Annotated in this window: 20 protein-coding genes, 2 tRNA genes and 1 pseudogene; 9 read left to right on the top strand and 14 right to left on the bottom strand. The window is 62.7% G+C overall.

The window, feature by feature from the left end; translation table 11 throughout:
• Positions 1-16 precede the first annotated feature (16 nt).
• The 5 genes from plsY to SynA1562_RS10155 all read right to left on the bottom strand — a co-directional run bounded on the left by plsY (position 17) and on the right by SynA1562_RS10155 (position 4,242).
• The gene (gene plsY, locus SynA1562_RS10175; RefSeq protein ID WP_186493771.1) at positions 17-622 is read right to left on the bottom strand and encodes a glycerol-3-phosphate 1-O-acyltransferase PlsY; all 606 of its coding nucleotides are present in this window, start codon (positions 620-622) and stop codon (positions 17-19) included.
• Entirely contained in the window at positions 619-1,638 is a 1,020-nt protein-coding gene (locus tag SynA1562_RS10170; protein WP_186493770.1) for a DUF3086 domain-containing protein, read from the bottom strand. The genes plsY and SynA1562_RS10170 overlap by 4 nt, the downstream gene beginning before the upstream one ends.
• 107 nt (positions 1,639-1,745) lie before the next feature.
• Positions 1,746-2,171 carry a DUF3119 family protein gene (locus SynA1562_RS10165; protein ID WP_186493769.1) on the bottom strand — a complete coding sequence of 142 codons (426 nt, stop codon included), beginning with the start codon at positions 2,169-2,171 and terminating at the stop codon, positions 1,746-1,748.
• Positions 2,168-2,917: an ABC transporter permease gene (locus SynA1562_RS10160; protein WP_186493768.1), complete on the bottom strand. Its 750-nt coding sequence runs from the start codon at positions 2,915-2,917 to the stop codon at positions 2,168-2,170. Before SynA1562_RS10160 ends, SynA1562_RS10165 begins: the two co-directional genes overlap by 4 nt.
• Positions 2,914-4,242 (bottom strand): MFS transporter, encoded by a 1,329-nt coding sequence (locus SynA1562_RS10155; protein WP_186495403.1) that lies wholly within the window; start codon positions 4,240-4,242, stop codon positions 2,914-2,916. Before SynA1562_RS10155 ends, SynA1562_RS10160 begins: the two co-directional genes overlap by 4 nt.
• Before the next feature lie 131 nt (positions 4,243-4,373).
• Between SynA1562_RS10155 and SynA1562_RS10150 the strand changes: the two genes are divergently transcribed.
• Positions 4,374-4,444, top strand: a tRNA-Gly gene (locus tag SynA1562_RS10150).
• A 4-nt stretch (positions 4,445-4,448) separates the two neighbouring features.
• Here SynA1562_RS10150 and SynA1562_RS10145 read toward each other — a convergent pair.
• A complete protein-coding gene (locus SynA1562_RS10145) occupies positions 4,449-6,554 on the bottom strand; it encodes a glycogen-debranching protein (protein ID WP_186493767.1) in 2,106 nt (701 codons plus the stop codon).
• Positions 6,555-6,595: 41 nt separating this feature from the next.
• Here SynA1562_RS10145 and SynA1562_RS10140 point away from each other — a divergent pair, with 41 nt between their 5' ends.
• The 5 genes from SynA1562_RS10140 to SynA1562_RS10120 all read left to right on the top strand — a co-directional run bounded on the left by SynA1562_RS10140 (position 6,596) and on the right by SynA1562_RS10120 (position 9,358).
• On the top strand, positions 6,596-7,255 hold the full coding sequence (locus SynA1562_RS10140) for an MBL fold metallo-hydrolase (protein WP_186493766.1): 660 nt from the start codon (positions 6,596-6,598) through the stop codon (positions 7,253-7,255).
• A gap of 133 nt (positions 7,256-7,388) precedes the next feature.
• Complete coding sequence (locus SynA1562_RS10135; RefSeq protein ID WP_006850925.1) at positions 7,389-7,664, top strand: HU family DNA-binding protein; 276 nt, start codon at positions 7,389-7,391, stop codon at positions 7,662-7,664.
• A gap of 67 nt (positions 7,665-7,731) precedes the next feature.
• Positions 7,732-8,613, top strand: a complete 882-nt coding sequence (gene gluQRS, locus SynA1562_RS10130; RefSeq protein WP_186493765.1) for a tRNA glutamyl-Q(34) synthetase GluQRS — start codon at positions 7,732-7,734, stop codon at positions 8,611-8,613.
• 66 nt (positions 8,614-8,679) lie between these two features.
• Entirely contained in the window at positions 8,680-8,868 is a 189-nt protein-coding gene (locus tag SynA1562_RS10125; protein ID WP_186493764.1) for a hypothetical protein, read from the top strand.
• A gap of 232 nt (positions 8,869-9,100) precedes the next feature.
• Entirely contained in the window at positions 9,101-9,358 is a 258-nt protein-coding gene (locus tag SynA1562_RS10120; protein WP_255445644.1) for a hypothetical protein, read from the top strand.
• 9 nt (positions 9,359-9,367) lie between these two features.
• Here the strand turns inward: SynA1562_RS10120 and SynA1562_RS10115 are convergent, their stop codons facing one another.
• From SynA1562_RS10115 to SynA1562_RS10100, 4 genes are all read right to left on the bottom strand, one after another.
• Positions 9,368-10,147 (bottom strand): prohibitin family protein, encoded by a 780-nt coding sequence (locus SynA1562_RS10115; protein ID WP_186493762.1) that lies wholly within the window; start codon positions 10,145-10,147, stop codon positions 9,368-9,370.
• Positions 10,148-10,449: 302 nt separating this feature from the next.
• Complete coding sequence (locus tag SynA1562_RS10110) at positions 10,450-11,178, bottom strand: succinate dehydrogenase/fumarate reductase iron-sulfur subunit (RefSeq protein WP_186493761.1); 729 nt, start codon at positions 11,176-11,178, stop codon at positions 10,450-10,452.
• Entirely contained in the window at positions 11,175-13,094 is a 1,920-nt protein-coding gene (locus SynA1562_RS10105) for a fumarate reductase/succinate dehydrogenase flavoprotein subunit (RefSeq protein ID WP_186493760.1), read from the bottom strand. The genes SynA1562_RS10110 and SynA1562_RS10105 overlap by 4 nt, the downstream gene beginning before the upstream one ends.
• Entirely contained in the window at positions 13,091-13,717 is a 627-nt protein-coding gene (locus SynA1562_RS10100; protein WP_186493759.1) for a succinate dehydrogenase cytochrome b subunit, read from the bottom strand. The genes SynA1562_RS10105 and SynA1562_RS10100 overlap by 4 nt, the downstream gene beginning before the upstream one ends.
• Positions 13,718-13,861: 144 nt before the next feature.
• On the opposite strand from SynA1562_RS10100, the gene SynA1562_RS10095 reads away from it, so the two are divergent.
• Both SynA1562_RS10095 and SynA1562_RS10090 read left to right on the top strand, forming a co-directional pair.
• Positions 13,862-14,887, top strand: coding sequence for a hypothetical protein (locus SynA1562_RS10095; RefSeq protein WP_255445643.1), 1,026 nt, complete (start codon positions 13,862-13,864; stop codon positions 14,885-14,887).
• A gap of 8 nt (positions 14,888-14,895) precedes the next feature.
• A complete protein-coding gene (locus SynA1562_RS10090) occupies positions 14,896-15,990 on the top strand; it encodes a hypothetical protein (protein WP_255445642.1) in 1,095 nt (364 codons plus the stop codon).
• On the opposite strand, the gene SynA1562_RS10085 is transcribed toward SynA1562_RS10090, so the two are convergent.
• Positions 15,991-16,743 (bottom strand): TMEM175 family protein, encoded by a 753-nt coding sequence (locus SynA1562_RS10085; RefSeq protein ID WP_186493758.1) that lies wholly within the window; start codon positions 16,741-16,743, stop codon positions 15,991-15,993.
• Between the two features lie 18 nt (positions 16,744-16,761).
• A tRNA-Thr gene (locus tag SynA1562_RS10080) sits at positions 16,762-16,834 on the bottom strand.
• Between the two features lie 43 nt (positions 16,835-16,877).
• Between SynA1562_RS10080 and SynA1562_RS10075 the strand changes: the two genes are divergently transcribed.
• Complete coding sequence (locus tag SynA1562_RS10075; RefSeq protein WP_186493757.1) at positions 16,878-17,150, top strand: DUF3493 domain-containing protein; 273 nt, start codon at positions 16,878-16,880, stop codon at positions 17,148-17,150.
• 510 nt (positions 17,151-17,660) lie between these two features.
• Here the strand turns inward: SynA1562_RS10075 and SynA1562_RS13090 are convergent.
• Both SynA1562_RS13090 and infB read right to left on the bottom strand, forming a co-directional pair.
• Positions 17,661-18,224, bottom strand: a pseudogene (locus SynA1562_RS13090) (low-complexity tail membrane protein); the annotation flags it as partial.
• Between the two features lie 14 nt (positions 18,225-18,238).
• Complete coding sequence (gene infB, locus SynA1562_RS10070) at positions 18,239-21,577, bottom strand: translation initiation factor IF-2 (RefSeq protein ID WP_186493756.1); 3,339 nt, start codon at positions 21,575-21,577, stop codon at positions 18,239-18,241.
• Positions 21,578-21,586 lie beyond the last annotated feature (9 nt).

Genomic DNA, 21,586 nt, shown 5'->3' with positions numbered 1-21,586 from the left:
CTGTCGGCGGCTGTGCTCAAGACTTTTGTCCGATCTTGGGTTCGGTGCCCGCCAGCAGCCGTTCGATGTTGCTGCGATGGCGCCAGAGCACCATTAGGCTGGCCACAAGAGATACCGACACGTAGGCGCTGCTGCCGCCGGAGATCAGCATCAACAGCGGTAGCCCGACGGCAGCCACCACGCTGGAGAGTGACACGATCCGGAAGATCGAGATCACGGCCATGAACAGGCCAAAGCAGGCCAGCCCCACCGGCCAGGCCAGGCCAAGAAACATGCCCAGGCCGGTAGCCACCGCCTTGCCGCCCTTCCAGCCCAGCCACATCGGCCAGATGTGACCTGCCAAGGCCGCCAGGCCCGTCAGCACCTGCAGCCAGTCGCTCAGGCCGATGCTTTTCGCCAGCAGCACCGCCAGGGCGCCTTTGCCCACATCAACAAGGAACACCACCAGGGCTGGGCCCTTGCCCACGTTGCGCAGCACGTTGGTGGCGCCGGTGCTGCCGGAGCCGCAGTCGCGCAGGTCGATGCCCTTGAGCCAGCGACCGGCGAGGTAACCGCTGGGGATGGCTCCCAGCAGGTAGCCGATGGCCAGGAGTAGCAGAGAGGTGAGGGCTGTTTGGATCACAGCAGATTGTCGTCGTCGAGGCGTTCACCCGGTCCGGCCGCGAAGGCCAGCCAGAGCGGGAACTGAAGCACAGGGATGTCGATGCTGCGCTCCGCGGCATCGATCAGGATCAACGGCACTTCGCCCCGCTCCTCCAGCCGGTCGGCCCGCTCCACCAGGGCTTCCGGGCGTTCGAACAGCACGATGCCGCTGCTGGGGCCGAAGTCTTCCCGGCCCAGGCCGAGGGCATCCTGCAGGCCCCGCCGCCATTCACCGAGCCGTTCGGGGCCGCCGGCCAGCACCAGGCACTGGAACTGATCGCCGTACAGCTCACCGATCACCGCGATTAGGGCCGCACTCGCCAGGATGTTGCGCGGCCGAGTGCCGCGGCTGGGCTGGGCGCCACGTCCGCCCTGATTGAAGAACCAGTCCTCCAGCAGGGCCGTGTCGCGGGCATCGATGCTGCGCCGCAGGTTCCAGGGGTCGGCGTAGACGTCGGGCTGCTTGAGGAAGCGCTCCAGGGTCTGCCGGATCAGCTCTTCATCGGGGCGGAAGGTGTCGGCCACCGCTGGCGGCGGAGCGCTCTCGTCAGCCTTCTCTGGCGCTGCTGCGTTGTCTGCCGCCTGATCGAGGGGGGAGGGCTGCACCACCATCGGCTGCACCACCAGCTCCAGGTTTTCCACGCTCTGCACCAGGTCCTGCAGGGCGCCGCCCAGGTACTCCTGGAAGCCCTTCACGCGGCGGGCGATGGCGTCAGACTGGCCGGCAAAGTTGGCCTTCAGCTCGGCCTCGAGTTGCTGCTTGCGGGAGCTGAGGGCGGTGATCTCCGCCTGCAGGGCATCGCGGCGCTCCTGCAGTTCCTTGAGGGCCAGCTCCATCACGGGATTGGCTTCTGCGGCGGAGGGCTCGGCACTGGTGATGCTGGCGGGTTGACTGCTGGTGTCGTCGCTGGATTCCGCTGGGGCCTGCTCCGGTTCAGGCGCCTGGGGGGTCAGGTCGGTGTCGTCGGGCATTGCGTCAGCTGCCGTGCTCTCCATCACTCCATTCCAGCCGACCAGGCCGCAGAAAAACAGGTGGCATCACAACTGCGACAATTCTGCACGTAATTGCATGGATATCTGCGCGAAATCGTTTCGAAATCGTGCTATTTCGCGCTATTGCTCGTGTTGCCTTCCGGGTCGCCGTTCGGCACTTCCAGCGCCCCCACCCGAAGTTCCAGCTGTTCCCGCAGCTCCTTGGGGCTGAACAGGATCGGCAGGAAGTGAATGCTCTGGGTTTCGCGGAAAAAAAACAGGCCCGGTAGCCAGGGGGCGAACAGCCGCCAGCTCAGCCATTGGTCGTAGGGGAAACGCCGCAGTTCGCGGCCGTTCTGCCACACGATCAGAGCGTCTTCTTTGAATTCCAGCCGTAGGCTGGCGCTCTGGATCAGTAGAAACAGGCCGAACAGCGACACCACAAAGGTGGGCCAGGGGGAGAAAGGCAACGGCAGCAGCGCCAGGCCGAGGGCCACCACCAGCAGCGGCAGCCGCACATCCGGCTTGAGGGTGACGGGGGCGGGGGTTGAACTCATGCTCCGAATAGAACCTGGGTGAGAACGACATCCATTAAGGCCACCAGGATCAGGATCATCACCACCGCTCCGGTGGTGCTGGTGCCCACTTCCTTGGGGCCGCCACGGGTGGTCAGGCCCCAGCCGCAGGCCACCGTGGCGATGATCATCCCGAAGACCACGGCCTTCACCATCATGAACGGCAGGTCCAGCGGGGCCATCCAGGTGCGCACCGAAGTCCAGAACACCGCCGGGGGAATGTTGTAGAGGGCTGTGCTGGTGAGTTGGCCCGACCACACCGCCACCAGGAAGAAGAAGAAGCACTGCACCGGAGCCATCACCACCATCGCGATCATCCGGGGCACCACCAGGTACTCCACCGGATCGGTGCGCAGCATGGTGATCGCGTCGATCTGTTCGGTCACCTTCATCGTGCCCAGCTGGGCGGCGTAGGCGGTGGCGACCTTGCCGGCCAGCAGGCAGGAGGTGAGCAGGGGGGCGATCTCCCGCGCCAGGCCGATCGCAAGGATGCCGCCCACCGTTGATCCCGCCCCCTGGCGGGTGAGTTCTGCGGCCACCTGAATGTTGAACACCGAGCCGGCGGCCACCGAGATGATCAACACGATCAGCACGCTGCCCGGGCCAGCGTCCAGCAGTTGCTCAAACAGCTCGCCCCGATCAATGCGGCCGCGCAGGGTGGCGGCCACGGCCTGGCCTCCGATCAGCAGGCTGGCGCCCAGGCGTTTGATCGAACGGGGCGTGTTCATCCGGCGGCCTTCTGCAGGTGGGCTCCACGGTCGGGCCAGCCTCGCATCACCACAAGGCCAAGCAGCACAAGGATGGAGGGAATCAGGCCCATGCAGAGCCGAATCGCCAGCAGGGCTGAATCCGGCTGTTCGATGAAACTCAGCGCTCCACTGCAGTTGCCTCCCTTGGCGGAGATGTAGCCGGTGAGCGAGAGCAGGCTGCCGAACACCGACATGGTCAGGCCGATGATCAGCTTCTGGCCGAACACCATCCAGGCGGTGTAAAGCCCGGCGGGTTTGCTTGGGTCAGCGTCGATCGCATCGGGCAGCAGCGACCAGGGAATCAGATACGCCGTCGCCGCTCCCACCCCCACCAGGGCAATCAGCCCCACCAGCGGCAGCAGTTGCAGCACGCCGGGATCCGCCGCCAGGGGTGGAAACAGCATCGAGAGCAGGCAGGCGCTAATCCACAGCCCAGCGCCCCAGCGCAGGGTGGCGACGCGGCCGATGCGGTTGCTCATGTTGCTCCAGAGCTGAAGCCCCAGCAGGGCGGCGATCTGGAAGGGCAACAGGATCCAGGTGGAGAGGTTGGCGGGCACGTGCACCACCTGCACCAGCCAGATCAGTGCCACCACCTGCATCAGTTGCAGGCCAAACCAGAGCAGGAGGTAAAGCCCCAGCACCTGGCGGAAGCGGGGGTTGGCCAGCACCCGTTTCAGCTGCTGCATCGGCGGCTCGTTGTTGGGCACCGGGCGTTGGGCCCGCTTGGCATAGGGGGCCAGCCCCCAGCAGCAGAGCAGCGTGGTGGTGGCAGCGATGCTGCCGGTGATCCGGCCCATGGCCAGGTAGCCCCCACCTCCATCGGTGAGCACCACCGAAGCCACGATCAATCCGCTCAGGCCCGCCAGGATCGAGCCGGTGAACCGCGCCGCATTGAGGCGGGTGCGAATGGCGGTGTTTGGCGTGAGTTCGGTGCTGAGGGCGGCGTAGGGCAGGTTGACGCTGGTGTAAGCGGTCATCAGCAAAACCGCCATCACGGCGTAGTACGTGGTGCGCTGCACCGTGTCGCCCGGGGGCACCCACCACATCGCCGTCAGGCTGATGCCCAGGGGCAGGGCTGCGGTCAGCATCCAGGGCAACCGCGGGCCCCAGCGGCTGCGGGTGTGGTCGCTGAGCCAGCCGATCAACGGATCATTCAGCGCGTCCCACACCTTGCTCACCGTGAGCAGGGAGCCGGCGATGAAGGCCGGCAGGCCTGCGGCGCAGATGAAAAAGGGAAAGAGATAGAAGCCCAGCTGGGTCGCGGCAATCCCGGTGCCGGCGTCGCCGAGGCCGTAGGCGAGCATCAGCCTGCGGCGGGATCCCTGCAGGGATGCGTCGGTCGATGTCACGCGGAGGCTGGGGTCAGGCGGATTGCCATAATGGATGCGTGCTCACGACTCCACCAGCCCCTGGGGCAGTGGTTCGTTTGTACTACGCGGGTGTTGTGTAATGGTAAGACCTCAGCCTTCCAAGCTGATGACACGGGTTCGATTCCCGTCACCCGCTCTGATTACAACCGAAGACCCGAGATTTCCTCTTCGGCGAGCAGCAGCACGAAGCTCCGGCTTTGCAGAGGTATCTCCACGCCGCTGAAGTTCACCGGCTCAGCCGGGAAATCCTGGGGGCTGGGCAACGAGGTGTCGATCACCCGCTTCCAGGGGGAGGCCGGAATCGGCAATTCAAAGCTGAGACTTTCCTTGTAAGCGTTGAAGCCCATCCAGAGCAGGGCACCGCGGCTGCCGCTGTGGAGGCTGGTAGCCGTGGTGCGGCTCCAGGCCGCCCAGTCGGGTTTGGCCAGGCTCACGCCGTGCCATTGCCGCCAGAGATCGCTTCGCGCTTCGGATGGCTGTGGCGCTGATTTGCGGTTGCTTTCCCGTGGCGGCACCAGCGGATTGAACAGCTGCGGCAGGGCCTGACGCAGCTGCAGCAGCCGCTGCAGAAACAGCTTGAGTTCCAGGTCGCAATGGTCTTCATCCCAGACCATCCACCCCAGCGGACTGTTCTGGCACCAGCTGTTGTTGTTGCCTCCCTGGCTGCGGCCCACTTCATCGCCCATCAGCAGCATCGGCACGCCGCGGGCCAGCAGCAGTGAGCTGAGCAGGTTGCGTTGTTGCCGGCGGCGCAGAGTCTGCACCAGGGGATTGCTGCTGGGGCCTTCGATGCCGTGGTTCCAGCTGTTGTTGTGGTTCTCGCCGTCGCGGTTGTCTTCGCCGTTGGCCAGGTTGTGCTTGCGGTTGTAGCTCACCAGATCCGCCAGGGTGAAGCCGTCATGGGCGGTGATGAAGTTCACCGAGCGCCCCAGGGCTACGGGCTTGCCGTCATAGAGATCAGGGCTGCCCTTGAACCGCTGGGCCAGGGTCCAGGTGCTGTGGTCGTCACCCTTCCAAAAACGCCGCACGCCGTCGCGGAAATGGCCGTTCCAGGTGCCGATCCGCTTGGCGGGGAAATCCTCCAGCCGATAGAGGCCGCCGCAATCCCACGGTTCGCTTACCAGTTTGAGGTCGCTCAGCTGCGGGTCGGCTCCCATCGCCGTGAACAGGGGCGGGTCGTTGAGGGGTTTGAGTTGATTGCCGCGGCTCAGGGCGATGCCCAGGTCGAAGCGGAAGCCATCCACCCCCAGCTCCAGGGCCCAGCAGCGCATCGATTCGAGGATCAACTGGGTGCTGATCGGCGCATTGGCGGCGATCGAGTTGCCGCAGCCGCTCACATCCAGATAATCGCCGTCGTCGTTCTGGTGGTAGTAGACGTCATCAGCACAGCCACGCCAGCTCAGGGTGGGGCCATGGCGGTTGCCTTCCGTGGTGTGGTTGTAGACCACATCCAGCAGCACTTCGATGCCGGCGTCATGGCAGGCGGCCACCAGTTGGCGCACCTCATGGCGGGCCTGCAGCGGATCGCCACTGCTGCAGTAGCCGTGGTGGGGTGTGAACCAGCTCAGGGGGCTGTAACCCCACACGTTGTCACGCCCCGGGGGGGCATCGGCTGGATCGAAGCAGAACACCGGCAACAGCTCCACCGCCGTGATGCCCAGTTCCTTGAGGTAGGGCAGCTTCTCAATCAGCCCGAGGTAGGTGCCGCGGTTCGCTGCGGCAACGCCCGCATCCTCGCGGCGGGTGAAGCCCCCAACGTGCAGTTCGTAGATCACCGTGCGTTGCCAGCTGTGGCGTGGGCGCGGATGGGCCTGGAAATCAAACAGATCCCGTTCGCACACCACCGCCTTGAGGCAGGCATGGGCATTGGGTGAGGGGCCGGTGGCCAGCACCCGGTCGTAGACGTCCCAGCCGCTAATGGCGCGGGCGGCGGGGTCGAGCAACACCTTGGAGGGGCGGAAGCCATGGCCCCCTGGTGCCAGTGGCCCGAAGACGCGGTAGCCGTAACAGCAGCCTTCGCCGACTCCTTCCACCTCCACGTGCCAGTAGTCGCCCGAGCGGTGACGTCGAACATCAAGTTCGATCACCCGTTCCGGGCTGCGGTCGTTGCTGTTGCTGTAGAGCAGCAACTCAATCCGGTCGGCCCCGGGGGCCGCCAGCACGAAATTCACCCCCTGCCTGGTGAGGCTGCTGCCCAGGGGCCAGGGAGAACCGGGGTGAATGCCACTCAAAGCCCGTTGGGGCATCTCGACTTCAAACTAGTGGTTTGGTCCGTTGTTTTGAACCAATGGCGATGACCACCACACTTGAGGCCGGTCGGCCGCCGCAGCAGCTGCGTGACGACCTCTGGTTGTTTCCGCCCAACCGCGACAGCCAGGGCGGCAGTTCCTGGTGGCTGGATCTGGACCCCGAGCCCGTGTTGGTCGACTGTCCGCCATTGACGGAGGCCAGTCTCACGGCTCTGCGCCAGTTGGCGGGAACCCGCAGCCCAAGGATCCTGCTCACCAGCCGTGAAGGCCATGGGCGCTTGCGTCGTGTGCAGGAGCGCCTGGGCTGGCCCGTGCTGGTGCAAGAACAGGAGGCCTATCTCTTGCCCAACGTTGAGCCGTTGGAGACCTTCTCTGAGCACCACACCACCGCCGGTGGTTTGCGGCTGTTGTGGACGCCGGGTCCGACGCCGGGAAGCTGTGTGGTGTTCGCTCCGCCACCAAAAGATCTGTTGTTCTGCGGGCGTTTGCTGACGCCATGGGCGCCAGGTCAGCTCGCACCGATGCGCCATGCCCGCACCTTTCACTGGCCCAGACAGCTGAACAGTCTGGCCAAACTCAGGGACTGGATTCCTTCAGATGCCAGTCCCCAACTGCTGTCTGGGGCGGCGCTTGGTGCTTTGCGTGGTGAGCGTCTCGTGCCCTTCAGTGGTTGGAGTGATGTTGCGGAGAACTGCTAAAGCATTGCGGCACAGCACGTTTCGCTTGCAGCAACCGGTTGCTCTCCATACGATTGGGCCGCTTGGGGAAGGCAGCGGCGAGCCCACGACGCCGTATCTGAGCCGTCTCCCGCCCCCCGACTCTCTCTAACCAATGAACAAAGCTGATCTGGTGAATCTGGTGGCTGCTCGCACCGAGCTCACCAAGACCGACGTTTCCATGGTTGTCGACGCCGCCATCGACACGATCATCGACTCCGTGGTGGAAGGCAAGAAAGTGTCCATTCTGGGTTTCGGCTCCTTTGAACCCCGTGAGCGCTCCGCCCGTCAGGGTCTGAACCCCAAGACCGGCGAGAAGATCGCGATTCCCGCCAAGCGTGTTCCCGCCTTCACCGCCGGCAAGATGTTCAAGGATCGCGTTCAGGGCTGATCGACGTCTCAACCGTGTTGTCCTGGCGGCCCATCGGGGTCGCCTTTTTTGATGGCTGTTTCTGGTGATGGCTCTTCCAGAGCATCTGCAGCGGCATCTTGAGGCGGGTCGTTCCCTGGCTGCCGCCGGTGGCTACCGCGGCCGTTTCGCTCCATCGCCCACCGGGCTGCTCCATCTGGGCAACCTGCAGACGGCCCTGCTCTCGTGGCTGGCAGCACGTCAGGCCGGTGGGGCCTGGTTGCTGCGCATCGATGACCTCGACACACCGCGCAACCGCGCCGGTGCGATCGAGGCGATCCAAAGCGATCTGCGCTGGTTGGGCTTGACGTGGGATGGTCCGGTGCTGCTGCAAAGCGAGCGGCGTGGCATCTACCACTCTTGGTTGTCGTGGTTGCGCCGATCCGGACTTTTGTTTGCCTGTCGCTGCTCTCGGCGTGAGCTTGCCGATCAGCCGATCTATCCCGGCTTCTGCCGTAAGGCCGCTCACAACTGGGGCTGGCAGCGGCAGCGGCTCCCCAGTTGGCGACTTCGGGTTGCCGACGACGATCCCCACGGCAGTGGCGATGTGGTGCTGCGGCGAGCCGATGGCTTCATCGCTTACCAGCTCGCCACCGTGATCGACGAACTCAGTTTCGGCATCAACGATGTGGTGCGTGGTGCGGATCTGCGCGAGGCCCTGCCAGCGCAGCGCAGCTTCTTTGCGGCCCTGGGTGAAGCTCCGCCCCGCTTCCGCCATGGGCCGCTGCTCTGCGATGCCAGCGGCCAGAAACTCTCCAAGCGTGAAGCCAGTGCAGGCTTGAAACCCTTGCGTGATGCGGGGTTGGATGCGGCTGCGGTAATTGGTCGTTTGGCCTCAGGCCTTCAGCTGGTGGCCCCTGAGGCGCGTCTCAGTGCAACAGAGTTGCTCGAACACTTGACGCAGCCAGCAATCAATGCGGTGATTTCTTAAGGAACACTTCGGGATCAGGCGTGGGTTTCCGACCCACACTGACTTCATCGTCAGATCCTTCGGATCATGTGCACGTGCACCGTTTGTGGTGGTAGTGGGATGCAGCGGGTGTCGGGGGATCGCTTCCGAACCTGCATCGTCTGTCTTGGAACCGGTCAGATCAGTTCAGCGGTGCCGATTGCACCGCTGAACCATCAGCCCCTGAACACCCCTGGCCTAGCCAAGCTCAGCTGTCCAACCCATCCTCTGGCTTGAGCCTCAGCCCAGGGGAGTCTTCTGGTCGTTCTGGATCACGAAGTAGGTGGCCGTTGCCACCACGATCAACAGCGGCACCGCGGTGAACAGCAGCAGGGCAATGGCAGTCCAGTCGGTGTACACGGCGGTGCGATCCTCGAAGTTGAGGCATCATCTCAGCAAATCGCCCCCCTGTGCCCTGCTCGCGCGCTCCGTCACAGTCCTGCTCTTTCTTGGTGTGATGGCCCCTGGGGTGAGGGCATCTCCTCTGACCGCTTTTCAAGCCCGTGCTCAGCGCTGCCTTGAGCACAGCCATCTTCAGCTCTGTGAACAAGCTTTGATCGAGGCGGAGGCGCTGCAGCGACAGGCGTCGGCCCTCAGTGCCTACCCCTGCCAGACCCTGCTGCTGGGGGTCCAGGCGGATCTGGTGATGCAGCAGTTGGAGGCCGGCCGCGGCGTTCAGGCCATGGCTGACCTGCAGGCGGCCATCCGCGGCTGCGCTGGGCTTTGAAGCGCCCCGTTATTGGCCCACAATCACTGGCGGTGTGCTGCCTCCGCGAATGGGAGGAACCACCTTGGTTTTTCCGTCCCACTTATCGAGGAACAGCTTGTAGAGGACGCTGTCGTTCAGAGACCGGGTCAAGGTCTGAAACTTCAGGGCTTCTTGTTCGGCGATCTGAACTTCTGTTTTGGCGCGCAGAAGCTGTTGTTGAGCGATTTGCTTCTGCTCGATTGCTGCCCGGTATTCCTCGGCAATCTTCAGGCCAGTGATGTCCAATCCTTTGACAGCCACATAGTCGAATTTGCTCAGTTCATTGGAAACACTTTCTTGAACAAGTGTGGAGATATTGTTCCAGTCGGTGGCAATGGTATCGAGTTCATATTTTGAGAACACCGATTTCAGGGATTTCAGCAGTGAAGGCTGAATCACCCTTGCATAGATTGCGGAGTCGTCTGTGGCAATCGTGCTGTAGATCCTGGGTGCTTCACCGGGCTTCACCGCATATTTCACCGTGGCTGTCGCTTCAATCACCTGTAGATCTTTGGTGAGCGTTGAGAATTTTTCGGGGATGACCTGCGTTCTGACGCTGAAATTATGGGTCGCCTGAATGAACGGAAGTTTGAGGTTCAATCCCGGCTCTCTGGGGGTGTTGGAGACTTTCCCAAGGGTGGTGACAACCCCGACTTCACCGGCGGGAACAACGAACACACTGGAGAGCAGGGCAATGCCACCGATGAAGACCGTGGTGACGCCCACCACTGTTTTGGTGATCTGCTCCGGTTGGGACTTGGATTGCATGCTCCTGGCCTGAATCGATGCTTCAACAAACAGTAGTGATGGCGCTGTGGTGATGCGAAAAAAGTTTCTGATGATGTCTGGGCTGGAGATGCTGCGATTTCCCTCAGGTCACTGATCGAAAGAGTGCGTGGATCCGGGTCGTTAAAAATAGGAATCGTTGATCAACATCACTGCACCTTCCTGCGTTGAGGCTGTGCACGTCATTCGTTGCCAGCGATACCGGCGGCCTGCAGTTGCCAAATCAGGCGTTGATTGCGCCAGGCCGTGTTGTCGCGCCAGATCCCGGTGGCAACCCGCCAGGATCAGCTCCTGCGCTCACGGTGCATCCAGCTAATCCAGTCAGCGGAAATCTCCTGGGGACAGACCGCCTCGCATTCGAGGTTGCTGCTGCAGCTGCCGAAGCCCTCCGCCTCCATCTGGCGTTGCATGGCGTCGGCACGGCTCGCCCGTTCCGGCTGCCCCTGCGGCAGTTGCCCCAAGTGCGCCAGCTTGGCGGCTACGAACAGGCTGGCCGATGCATTGCGGCAACTGGCGACGCAGGCGCCACAACCGATGCAAGTTGCTGTGCTGAAGGCGCTGGTGGCCTGCTCCCGGCCAACCGGCAGGGCGTTGCCATCCGGGGCCTGGCCTGTGCCGGTTGAGCAGTAGCCGCCGGCCGCGATCAGCCGGTCAAAGGCCGAGCGGTCCACCATCAGATCCTGGATGGGAGGGAAGGCCGTGGCTCTCCAGGGCTCCAGGATCAGCACCGCGCCATCGTCGAATTCCCGCAGGTAGAGCTGACACACCGATGTGGCGGCCCGTGGGCCATGGGCCTGGCCATTCACCAGGAAGCCGCAGCTGCCGCAGATGCCTTCGCGGCAGTCGTGCTCGAAGCTCACCGGCCGTTCTCCGCAACTGATCAGTTGTTCGTTGAGCTGATCGAGTGCCTCCAGCAAGGAGAGGTCAGGGGAGACGTTCTCCAGCCGATGGCTCTGGTATTCACCGGGTTGAGCGGCGCTGCGTTGCCGCCAGATGCGCAGGGTGAGTTTCATTTGTAGCTCCGGGTGCTGGGTTGCAGCGCGGTGAACTGCAGCGGTTCGCTGTGGCGGATCGGCTCACCGTCGGCCTTGTGTTCCCAGGCCGCGATGTGAGCGAAGTTGACGTCGTCCCGTTGGGCTTCGCCCTCGTTACTTTGGTGTTCCTCACGGAAGTGGGCGCCGCACGACTCCTCGCGGGTTAGGGCATCTCGCAGCATCAGCTGGGCCAGCCCGAAGAAGTCTTTGACCCGCAGGGCTTTCTCCAGCTCGGCATTGGGGCCGCTGGCTTCGCCCGGCACCCGCACCTCGGCCTCGAACCGCTCCTCCAGCGCCTTCACCTGTTCCAGCCCCTCACTCAGACCATCGGCATGGCGGCTGATGCCGCAGCGATCGATCATCACGCTGCCCAGCTCGCGATGGAAGCTGTCCACCGGGGTGTTGCCTTCGCTGTTGAGCAAGTGGCTGATGCGGCGCCGGGTGCTCTCCAAGGCCTCGCGGCAGGCTGGGTGATCGGTCGTCACATCCTCGGCCGGTGTGCCCGCTAGCCAGGCTGTGACGGTGGATGGTGCGATGAAGTAGCCATCGGCAAGCCCCTGCATCAGGGCGCTGGCGCCGAGGCGGTTGGCGCCATGTTCGGAGTAGTTCGCTTCTCCCAGAACAAACAGGCCGGGAATCGAACTCATCAGGTGGTAATCCACCCAGAGGCCGCCCATCGTGTAGTGGGGGGCGGGATAGATCCGCATCGGCTTCTTGTACGGGTCGTCTCCGCTGATGCGCTCGTACATCGTCATCAAGTTGCCGTAGCGGGCAGCAATGGCGCCTTTGCCTTCGGCTTTGATGGCATCGGTGAGGTCGAGGTACACCGACCGCCCCCTTGGGCCAACACCCTGCCCCGCGTTGCAGAGTTCTCTGGCCCGCCTGGAGGCGACATCCCGCGGTGTCATGTTGCCGTAGGTGGGATAAAGCCTCTCGAGGAAGTAGTCGCGTTCCTCTTCAGGGATTGCATCGGGTTGACGTGCATCGCCAGGGGTTTTGGGCAGCCAGACCCGACCGTCGTTGCGCAGGCTTTCGCTCATCAGCGTCAGCTTGCTCTGGAAGACATCGCCACTGGGAATGCAGGTGGGATGGATCTGGGTGAAGCAGGGATTGGCGAACAACGCACCTTTGCGGTGAGCCCTCCAGATCGCACTGGTGTTCGACTTGAGCGCGTTGGTGGAGAGGAAGTAGACGTTGCTATAGCCGCCGGTGCAGAGCAGAACCGTGCGTGCGGTGTGCACCTCCAGTTCACCGCTCAGCAGATGGCGCGCCACCACACCGCGGGCGACCCCATCCACGGTGATCAGCTCGAGCACGTCCCGACGGGTGAGCAGTTGAACCCGGCCCAGCTCCACCTGGCGCATCAAGGCCTGGTAGGCGCCATACAGCAATTGCTGACCGGTCTGCCCCCGGGCATAGAACGTGCGGCTCACCAGGGCTCCGCCAAAACTGCGGGTGGCCAGGCTGCCGCCGTATTCGCGTGCGAATGGCACCCCCTGGGCCACGCATTGATCAATGATGCCGCTGCTGATTTCCGCCAGCCTTTGGCAGCCTGCTTCCCGGGCCCGGAAGTCACCCCCCTTGAGGGTGTCGGCGAATAGGCGGCTGACGCTGTCGCCATCCACCGCCACAGAACGTGCGGCATTGATGCCCCCCTGGGCTGCCACCGAATGGGCCCGCCGCGGGCTGTCGTGAAAGCTGAGCACCGTGACCCGGTAGCCCTGTTGGGCCAGCGTTGCAGCAGCGGAGGCCCCCGCCAGGCCGGTGCCCACCACAAGCACATCCATTTGCCCTTTGCGCAGAGGGCTGATCAGCGGCAGTCCTTCGCGGGTGCGTCGCCAGGCATCGGTGAGCGGCCCAGCGGGAATCCTGGGATCAGGCAGTCCGTTCGTCATGCCAAGCCTCCGAGGGCCAGTCCCAGGCTGATCAGCAGAAAGCCTCCGCCGATTCCCGATGCCAAGAGGCGGCCTCCCCAGCGGATGCTGGCGCTATTGGCCGGAGTGAGCCAACCCAGGTTGCGGTGTGCTGCTTCCGCGCCGTGGAGCAGATGCAGGCCGACGGCCAGGCTGCCGGCGGCATAAACCCCCAGGCTGATCGGCTGCAGCAGCACCTGCTGCAGCACCTCCCGTTCCAGCCCATCGCTCGGCCGTGGCCAGCGCAGTTGCTGCAGGTGCAGCAGCAGAAATCCCAAGGTGATCACTCCGGCAGCCACCTTGCTGCGGCTGGCCAGAGCCTCCAGCGGACGACCGCGCCGGCTGCGAAGCGTCGCCGTGTTTCCCGCACCCCGATTCCGCAGCGTTTTGGCGACGGTGCAGCTCAGATGCACGGCTGCGATGGCGGCCAGGCTGATTTCCAACAGCGGCAGCCATGGCTGGTGATGCAGGGCTGTGGCGTAGTGCTCGAACTGCACCGGTGCAACAAGCGCGGGCAACAAACCGGCCAGATGAACCACCAGAAACAGCACCAGCATCAACCCGCTCAGAGCCGATCCAATGCGCACCAACGTTGGTTCCTGCATCACTCCCGGAGTTCGCTTGGCATCAGGTCTTCACTGGTACCCAGGCCAATCGTATGCAGAAGCTGCGAAAGCCTGGTCGCAGCCTGGTCGCCCGCGTTCAACCTTGTCATGGTGGGGAGGCATTGAACGCTTGCAGGCCTGAGGGTGAGGTCCCGGCGTTGGACATGGCGGCTTCTCTGGGTCGCTCTGGCCTGCGTTCTCACGCTTTCCCTCGCTCAATTGGGATGGGGCGGACAGGCCGCTGTGGACCGGAGGCCCGCCCCGATCGACTGGGGAACGGTCCCGGCCAAGGTGATGGAGCCGGAGGGCCCGCCGCTTCGGGTTGGTGCCTACATCACCAACATCAACAACATCGATCTCCTGCAGGACCAGTTCTCTGTGGAGATGCTGCTTTGGACGGAATGGGCAGGGGATGCTCAGTCGGATCCGAGCGACAACCTGATGATCCTGAATGGGATTTACGACGGCGATATCCAACGGTTTGAGCGGGTGAGCCATGAAAAGACGGCCACAGGCTCCTGGAATCTCTATCGGGTGCGTTCAGCGGTGGTGAAGCGCTGGCGGCTTCAGCGATATCCCTTTGATGATCAGATTTTGCACATCCAGATCGGTTTGGCGGATCCACTTCAAACCGTGAACCTGAATGTGGTGGATCAAGAGGCTGTGATGGTCTCACCTGGGTTGCTGCTGCCTGGCTGGACCTTGAAGTCGGCCGGTGCCTATGCCTCAAGCGTGAGCCTGATGAGTGATTTGGGTCGTCCCCTCGCGGCTGGAGAAGTGATCCGTCGTCAACCGGCCGTGTCGCTGGATGTGCCGATTCAGCGGCACAGTTTGCTGTACGTGGCCCCCGATTTTCTGGGTTACATGCTCGCGGTTGGTCTCTGCATCATGAGCCTGTTGATCACCCACAGCCGGGACGATCTCATCCTCGCTGCAGTGGTGTCAGCGGGGGGGAATTTTGTGTTCATTGCTGGGAAATTACCGGTGACGGCCATGGCGGGCTTCATCGGGAATTTGCAGCTGATTGTTTTTCTGGGAATTTTGAATGTGGTGGCTGCTGATGAGCTGATTGATGTCCACCTGCTCAAAGTGAATAATCGTCTCTCAACAGTTTTGCGGGTGTTGTTGTTGCCCAGCTATGTCGCCATGACCTTGATTGGCGTGTACTAGATCATTCCATGACCCAACTGAGGCCTCCTGATGCCGGACGCCAGCAGTCCTTGGGCTCGTGGGCTGTGGCGACAACCCTGATCACGCTTTTGGTCCTGTTGGTGGGGGCGTTGATGCTTCAGCCGAAGCTGACGCATCGGCGGCTCAACATCGACGACCGCGATGTGTTGACGGCCGATGAAGTCGCCGAGCTTCCTGAAGGAACGCTCGCTGTTGTGCTGGATCGAAGGCCCGGCCAAGACGCGTCTGACTTTCGTTATCGGCTGTTGAAGCTGGTGATGGAACGCAGTGGTCAGCCCCATGTCATGGGGCTGAGTGCTGTTGTTCAACCGCAGGATGAGGCCATCGCTGCACTTGCCGCAGGCCGTGATCAGGTTGGCGGCAATCCCCATCGGCTCTCGGTCGGGGTGTACGGCGCTGGCCGCGACTTGCACCAACGGTTGCGTCCGATCGAGATCCCCGTCACGGGTGGTCTGTTGGGGTTGCGAGTTGGCTGGACCAATCAGGCGGCTCTGCCTGATCTCAAAACGGTTGATCGCGTCGGTGATTTGCGTCGTTTCACGCTGCTGCAGGGCTTGGGTTGGAGTGATGTTGATGTTTTTGATGCGGCTGGTCTGCGCACCTACACGGCGCGATCAGAGAGTTTTTTCCGACTTGTGGACAACAATCGTGTTCAGCTGTTTCCCCGTGGTCTCGCTGAATTGGCTGCTGAAGAGGTCATCGTGCAGCGCACGGCCCCTCAAACGCTGCTCGATCCCCATCTCTTGCTGGCCTATCCCTTTGCTGGGTATTTCTATGTGTCTCCGAGCAACAAACCTTTGGCGGAGGCCATTCGTCGGGGCTTTGAACAGGCGATCTCAGATGGTTCCTATCAGCGTTTATTGGAGGAGGTGATCATGACGCCTTGGCTGAGAAAGAATTTGAGCTTGAGTTCTCGCAAGGTGCTGGTGTTGCGCAATCATGAAGCTCAAGACGTTTTGGCTGGTGTTGCTCCACGTCATTGGATGATTCCCTGGAACGACCTTCTTCAAGGGCGCATGACAAGGGGTGCTGCCTTGTGTGAGATCGTTGAGTTGAAACAGCTTTGTTCGCCTCGTTTCTAGTTAGGAAGAGCCCTTGAAGGTTTCATCGAAGCGATTCCTGAGCTTGGCTCCATTGATGTGGCTCAATGCGATGTAAGCCAGAATCACGAGTGCGATGGGAGCGAGGGGAGTTTGACTGCCAAACAACATGGGAAGCCAGTTGAGGGGGAACAGAAGGAATAAGAATGCTTTGACTCTCGTGATTCGTTCCAACGCTTTCAGGCTGGAGCTCTCTTTTGGGTTCGCTTTTGTTCTTGCGAGAAGAGACATCAAGCCAAACATGCTGGCAATCATCAGCAACATGCAAATGCTTGTTGCTGTTCCATGGTTGATCCAGTTCTTGAGAATCGTGGCCTGACTGATGCCGGCGTTGATTTCCTCGGTGGCGAGTTCTGTTTTGGCCTTGAGGATCAAAATAATGTTGCCCGCGCCGAGGCAGGTCAACGCCAGAATCAGGCCGTTGGTCAGATTCTGGAGGGTGTGCCTGATCCCGGAGAGCTTGAGAATGGATTTGTGGAATGACCACAATTCATAGAGAATTAAAAATGTGGCTGTATATGCAATGAGCTCATAGATCAGCAGCCCACCGATTGTTGTGGGTTCAACTTGTTGATCAATGGTGCCGATGAGTTGGGATGCGAGCTCTGGTAATTCAATCGCGATCAGAGTCATTGCAATGGCATAGATGCCATCAATCAATCCCATCCACATCTCAGCATTGGGAGATTCCAGATGCTGGATTGGTCGTCGTAACGAACGATTGGATGCATTCATGCATCCATTTTGATCGAAAGCCGATGACCTGACTTGAACAGGCGACCCACGCTTTACGAAAGCGTTGCTCTACCGGCTGAGCTACATCGGCGTCACCAGCAATTTAACATTTGCTCTGAATCCGTCTTGGATGTTTGTCCGATAATCAGCGCTCCAAATCCAGCCTGGATCCCGCCTTGAGGGAGCGGTTGCTCAAAGAGTCACAGACCCCCTGGCGTGGGCTCAGACGGCTCGTCTGGTTCGCTCTCTTCGCTTCCGCTGGCCTCGGCCTGTTCACGATGGCCTTCCGTGCTTCCGCCGGCGACACTGTCGATCTGGCTGATTTCGGTATCCAGGGCGGTGCTCTCCTGCTCTTCTCCGCTCTGCTCTGGTTCGACCGGAACAGAGCCGGAAGCGGCGAAGGTTGATTCATCGGCGACATTTGCACCGATGTCTTCAGGCTCCTCAACCTGAGCCGGAGGTTCGACGGGTTCAATAGAGGCTTCGGGCTCAGTCTCGTCAGACTCCTCAGCCGTCGTCAGTTTGAGTGCTGAAGTTTCGTCGTCTGGCTCTTCGTTGTCAGAGCTGATATCGGCAGCGTTGACGTCTTCAGTGCTGTCTTTCTCAGTGCTGTCGTCTGTCTCCGGCTCGCTGTCTTCCATGCCGATGGCTTCATCGGCGTCTTGATCGCTTGTTGGAGCCGTCTCTTCAGTGTCATCAGACTCCTCAGCTGTCGTCAGTTTGAGAGCTGAAGTTTCGTCGTCTGGCTCTTCGTTGTCAGAGCTGATATCGGCAGCGTTGACGTCTTCAGTGCTGTCTTTCTCAGTGCTGTCGTCTGTCTCCGGCTCGCTGTCTTCCACAGACATGGCCCCATCGGCCCCCTGATTGCTCGGCTTCTCAGCAGGCTCCGGCCACTCCAGGCTCGGGAGGTTGAGCAGTTGCAGGCCAAGGCTCGTGCGCTGCGTTGCCACAGCGTCAGCACGAAAGCTTGCATCGGTGCTGGCAACCGGTGCTGTTGATCCCAGCAGCAGCAGTGCTGCTGCTTGAACCATCTGTTGCACCTGCCAGACCATTAAGGCCAGCAATGGGCTGACCAGCAGCAGGGTGGCCAGTCGAGACTGACCCGATACCGGGGAAAACTCACTCGCGAGCACTGCTGAATCGTCCAGCCACCAGAGGACAGGCAGCAGGATGACAGCGGCCATCACCACGGCCAGGCGGCTCCTCAGGGCGCCATGCGATGCACTGATGCGGAGTTGATCACTGCTGCGGCTGGCCAGCGGTTGACGCACCAGCAGCAGGGACCCCCAGTCGGCGGGTCGTCGCCACAAGGCGACGGCTGGCGCCAAGACCCCGACGCCCCAGATCAGAACTCGCTCCACACCGGGCACAGGGCCTGGATCCGCACCAGCCAGAACCAGGCGGATCAGCAGCAGCTCCAGGGGGATGGCTCCAAGGGCCAGGCACTGAAGCCAGAGCAGGGGCTCGCTGCGGGGCTGCACGGTCGCTTGCGGGGTCAGGTGGTGAGTTTGCGGCGTTGGGTGACCATCTTGAAGGCCTCAATGCGATCCCCCTCTTCCCAGTTGGCGAACCGATCGGTGCCGACACCACATTCGAAGCCAGTGGCCACTTCCTTGACGTCGTCCTTGTTGCGACGCAGGGAGTCGAGGTCGCCCTCGTAAACCACCTGTTTTCCGCGGTGCACCCGCACCCTGCAGTTGCGATGCAGCTTGCCGGTGGTGACATAACAGCCGGCCACGGCGCTCTTGCCGATGGTGAAAACGGCGCGCACCTCGGCTTCGCCCAGGGCTTCCTCCACCAGTTCCGGCTCCAGCAGACCTTCCATCGCCATCTGGATGTCTTCCAGAAGCTTGTAGATCACGTCGTAGTCGCGAACGTCAACGCCGGTGGCATCCGCAGCTTTCTTGGCGCCGGAGGCCATGGAGGTGTTGAAGCCCACGATCACCGCGCCGGAGGCAGCTGCCAGGTCGACGTCGGTTTCGGTGATTTCGCCAGGGGCCGAGAGCAGCACCCTCACCTGCACCTCATCCTTGGGCAGCTGTTCGAGCGATCCGAGGATGGCTTCCACAGAGCCCTGAACGTCGGCTTTGAGAATCAGGTTGAGTTCCTTGAGCTCGCCGTCATTGGCCTGGCCGGACATGGCTGTGAGCGAGACGCGTCGTGACGCCATCTGCTGGGCCAGTCGGGTGGCACGGGCATCGGAGGCGCGATCGCCCACGACGGCACGGGCCGATTTCTCGTCGGGGTACACCTCGAACTCATCACCGGCGGTGGGCACCTCGCTGAAGCCCAGGGCCTCCACCGCAAAGGAAGGACCAGCTTGCTTGAGCCGTTGGCGGTTGTCGTCCACCATGGCCCGAACCTTGCCCAGCACCGGACCAGCGGCCAAAACGTCGCCTGTTTTGAGGGTGCCGTTCTGCACCAGTAGCGTGGCGACAGGGCCTTTGGCTTTGTCGAGGTGAGCTTCGATCACGGTGCCGCGGGCCAGACGATCCGGGTTGGCCTGCAGGTCTTCCACTTCGGTGACCAGCAGCAGCATCTCCAGCAGCTTGTCGATGTTTTCGCCCTTGATGGCGCTCACCGGCACCATCACCACATCGCCGCCCCAGTCTTCTGCCAGCAGGTTTTGCTCAGACAGCTCCTGTTTCACCCGTTCGGGCGATGAACCTTCCTTGTCGATCTTGTTGATTGCCACCACAATCGGCACTTCGGCGGCCCGGGCGTGGCTGATGGCTTCCAGGGTCTGCGGCCTGACGCCGTCATCGGCGGCCACCACCAGCACAGCCACGTCGGTCACCTTGGTGCCGCGGGCTCGCATGGCCGTGAACGCTTCGTGGCCCGGAGTGTCCAGGAAGGTGAGCTTGCGCTGCTCGTTGTTGTGCTCGATCTCAACCTGATACGCACCGATGTGCTGCGTGATGCCGCCGGCCTCACCCGCAGCGACGCGGGCCTGACGGATGGCATCCAGAAGGCTGGTTTTGCCGTGGTCGACGTGGCCCATGACGGTGACCACGGGCGGACGCCGGATCAGGTGAGCCTTGTCGGCCTCTTCGATCATTTCGACGGTCTTCTTGGCCGCCTCCTCCACGTCGTCCTGCAGCACTGGCACACCAAATTCGTCGGCGACGGCCTCGATTGTTGGCATGTCCAGGGTCTGGGTGACCGTGGCGATGATCCCTTTGAAGAACAGGGATTTGATGATTTCTGAGCTTTCGACGCTCAGCATGTCTGCCAGTTCCTGCACCGTGAGGTTGTCCTCCGGCACCACGATCATTTCGGGCCGCACCTGCTTGGCTTCCCGAGCTGCTCGCAGCTCCATGGCACGCCGGCGCTGACGCTGACGGGCGGTTTCCTTCTTGCGCTTCCGCATCGCCGCCACCGGCTTGGGTGCGGTGCGCTGTTGCGACTTGGGCTTGGCGGGACGCGCCAGGCTCGCCGAGAGAACCATGTTCTCCTGCTCGCCGGCGAAACCGCCGGTCTGTGCCGCCAGGGAGTCGTCGTTCTCGCCGATGATGTGCACCTTCTGGCGCTGTTTCTGCGGCGAGCGGCTGCGCAGAGCATCGAGCCGGGCGCTGTCATCCCAGTCGGGCCGCCCAGGCCGCCGTTGGCCACCAGGGCCACCAGGACGGAAGCTGGGTCGACGCGGTGCCGAGGGGGCGTTCGGGCGCGCCACGGGCGGGGTTGCCGTTCCTGCACCTGCACCGGCTTTGGTGGGTGCATCGGGACGACGGGGTGCCGGTGCTGCTGGCCTGCCGACAGGCTTCTGCAGCTGCATGAGCTCACCGGGAGCCACCGGTTTGCGCATTCCAGCGGGCATGCCGGGGCGTCCAGGTGCTCCTGGACGGGTGGGTGCTCCCGGACGACCGCTACCGGTGGTGCTGCCGTCGCGACGAATCGGCTTGCCGACCAGTTCCAGGGTGTTGCCGCTGCGGGGAGGCATCCCAGGGCGACCCTGTCGGGTGGGTGCTCCCGGACGGCTTGGCCCCCCCTGACGTTGAGGCACGCCGGTGCCCGCAGGACGGCGGGGGACGGGTTTACCGACCAGTTCAGGCCGGGGGGTGGGGCGTGAGGGTGCGCCGGGTTTCGCGGGAGCGCCGGCACGGGTTGGAGAACCGGGCCGAGACGGGGCCCCAGAACGGATGATCTGTGGCTTGGGCTGACCCTGGCCGGGGGTGGGCCGTGCTGGACTTCCGGCCCCTGCAGGGCGAGGCGTCGGGCGAGCCGGTGTGGGCCGTGGCGTGGGTGCCGTGGGTTTGGCAGCAGCTTTGGGCTTGCTCACCAGTTCCGGTTTGCCCGCAGCAGGCTTGCTGACGACCTGAGGCTTGGCCGCGGCAGGCCGAGGCACGGGCTTTGCCGCCGTTGGTCGCGCCGGTGCTGCCGGTGGTTTCTGAGGAGCGGCGGGCCGAGCCGGTGCTGCCGACGCTTTCACTGGGGTCGGTGCGGGCTTGCTGATCACCGGTTTGGGCGTGGCCGCTGCGGGAGGCTTTGGGGCCGCCTGTGGTTTGGCCGCAGCCGTGGGTTTGGTGACCACGGGCTTGGCAACCGGTTTGCTCACCGCCGGGGTGGGCTTGCTCGGAGTGGCGGGGGCCGCTTTCTTCACCGAGAGGATGGCCTTGCCCGGTGCGGGCTTGGCAGGGGCCGCGGCAGCGGGTTTCGCACCATTCCCGCCCTTGCCAAGCAGCGAACGGATCTTTACGGCTTCAGCGTCACTGATCGAGCTGCTGTGGCTCTTCGCAGCGATCGACAGCTTTTCAGCCGCATCCAGCACGTCCTTGTTCTCAAGGCCGAGGTCCTTGGACAGCTCGTAAATTCTGACTTTGCCGCTGCTGGTCATTCAGTTCGG

Origin of the sequence: Synechococcus sp. A15-62, assembly GCF_014280075.1 — a bacterium.
Lineage (GTDB): Bacteria > Cyanobacteriota > Cyanobacteriia > PCC-6307 > Cyanobiaceae > Parasynechococcus.
The sequence above is the reverse complement of the archived record's forward strand: the minus strand, read 5'-3'. Positions and strand labels throughout refer to the sequence as shown.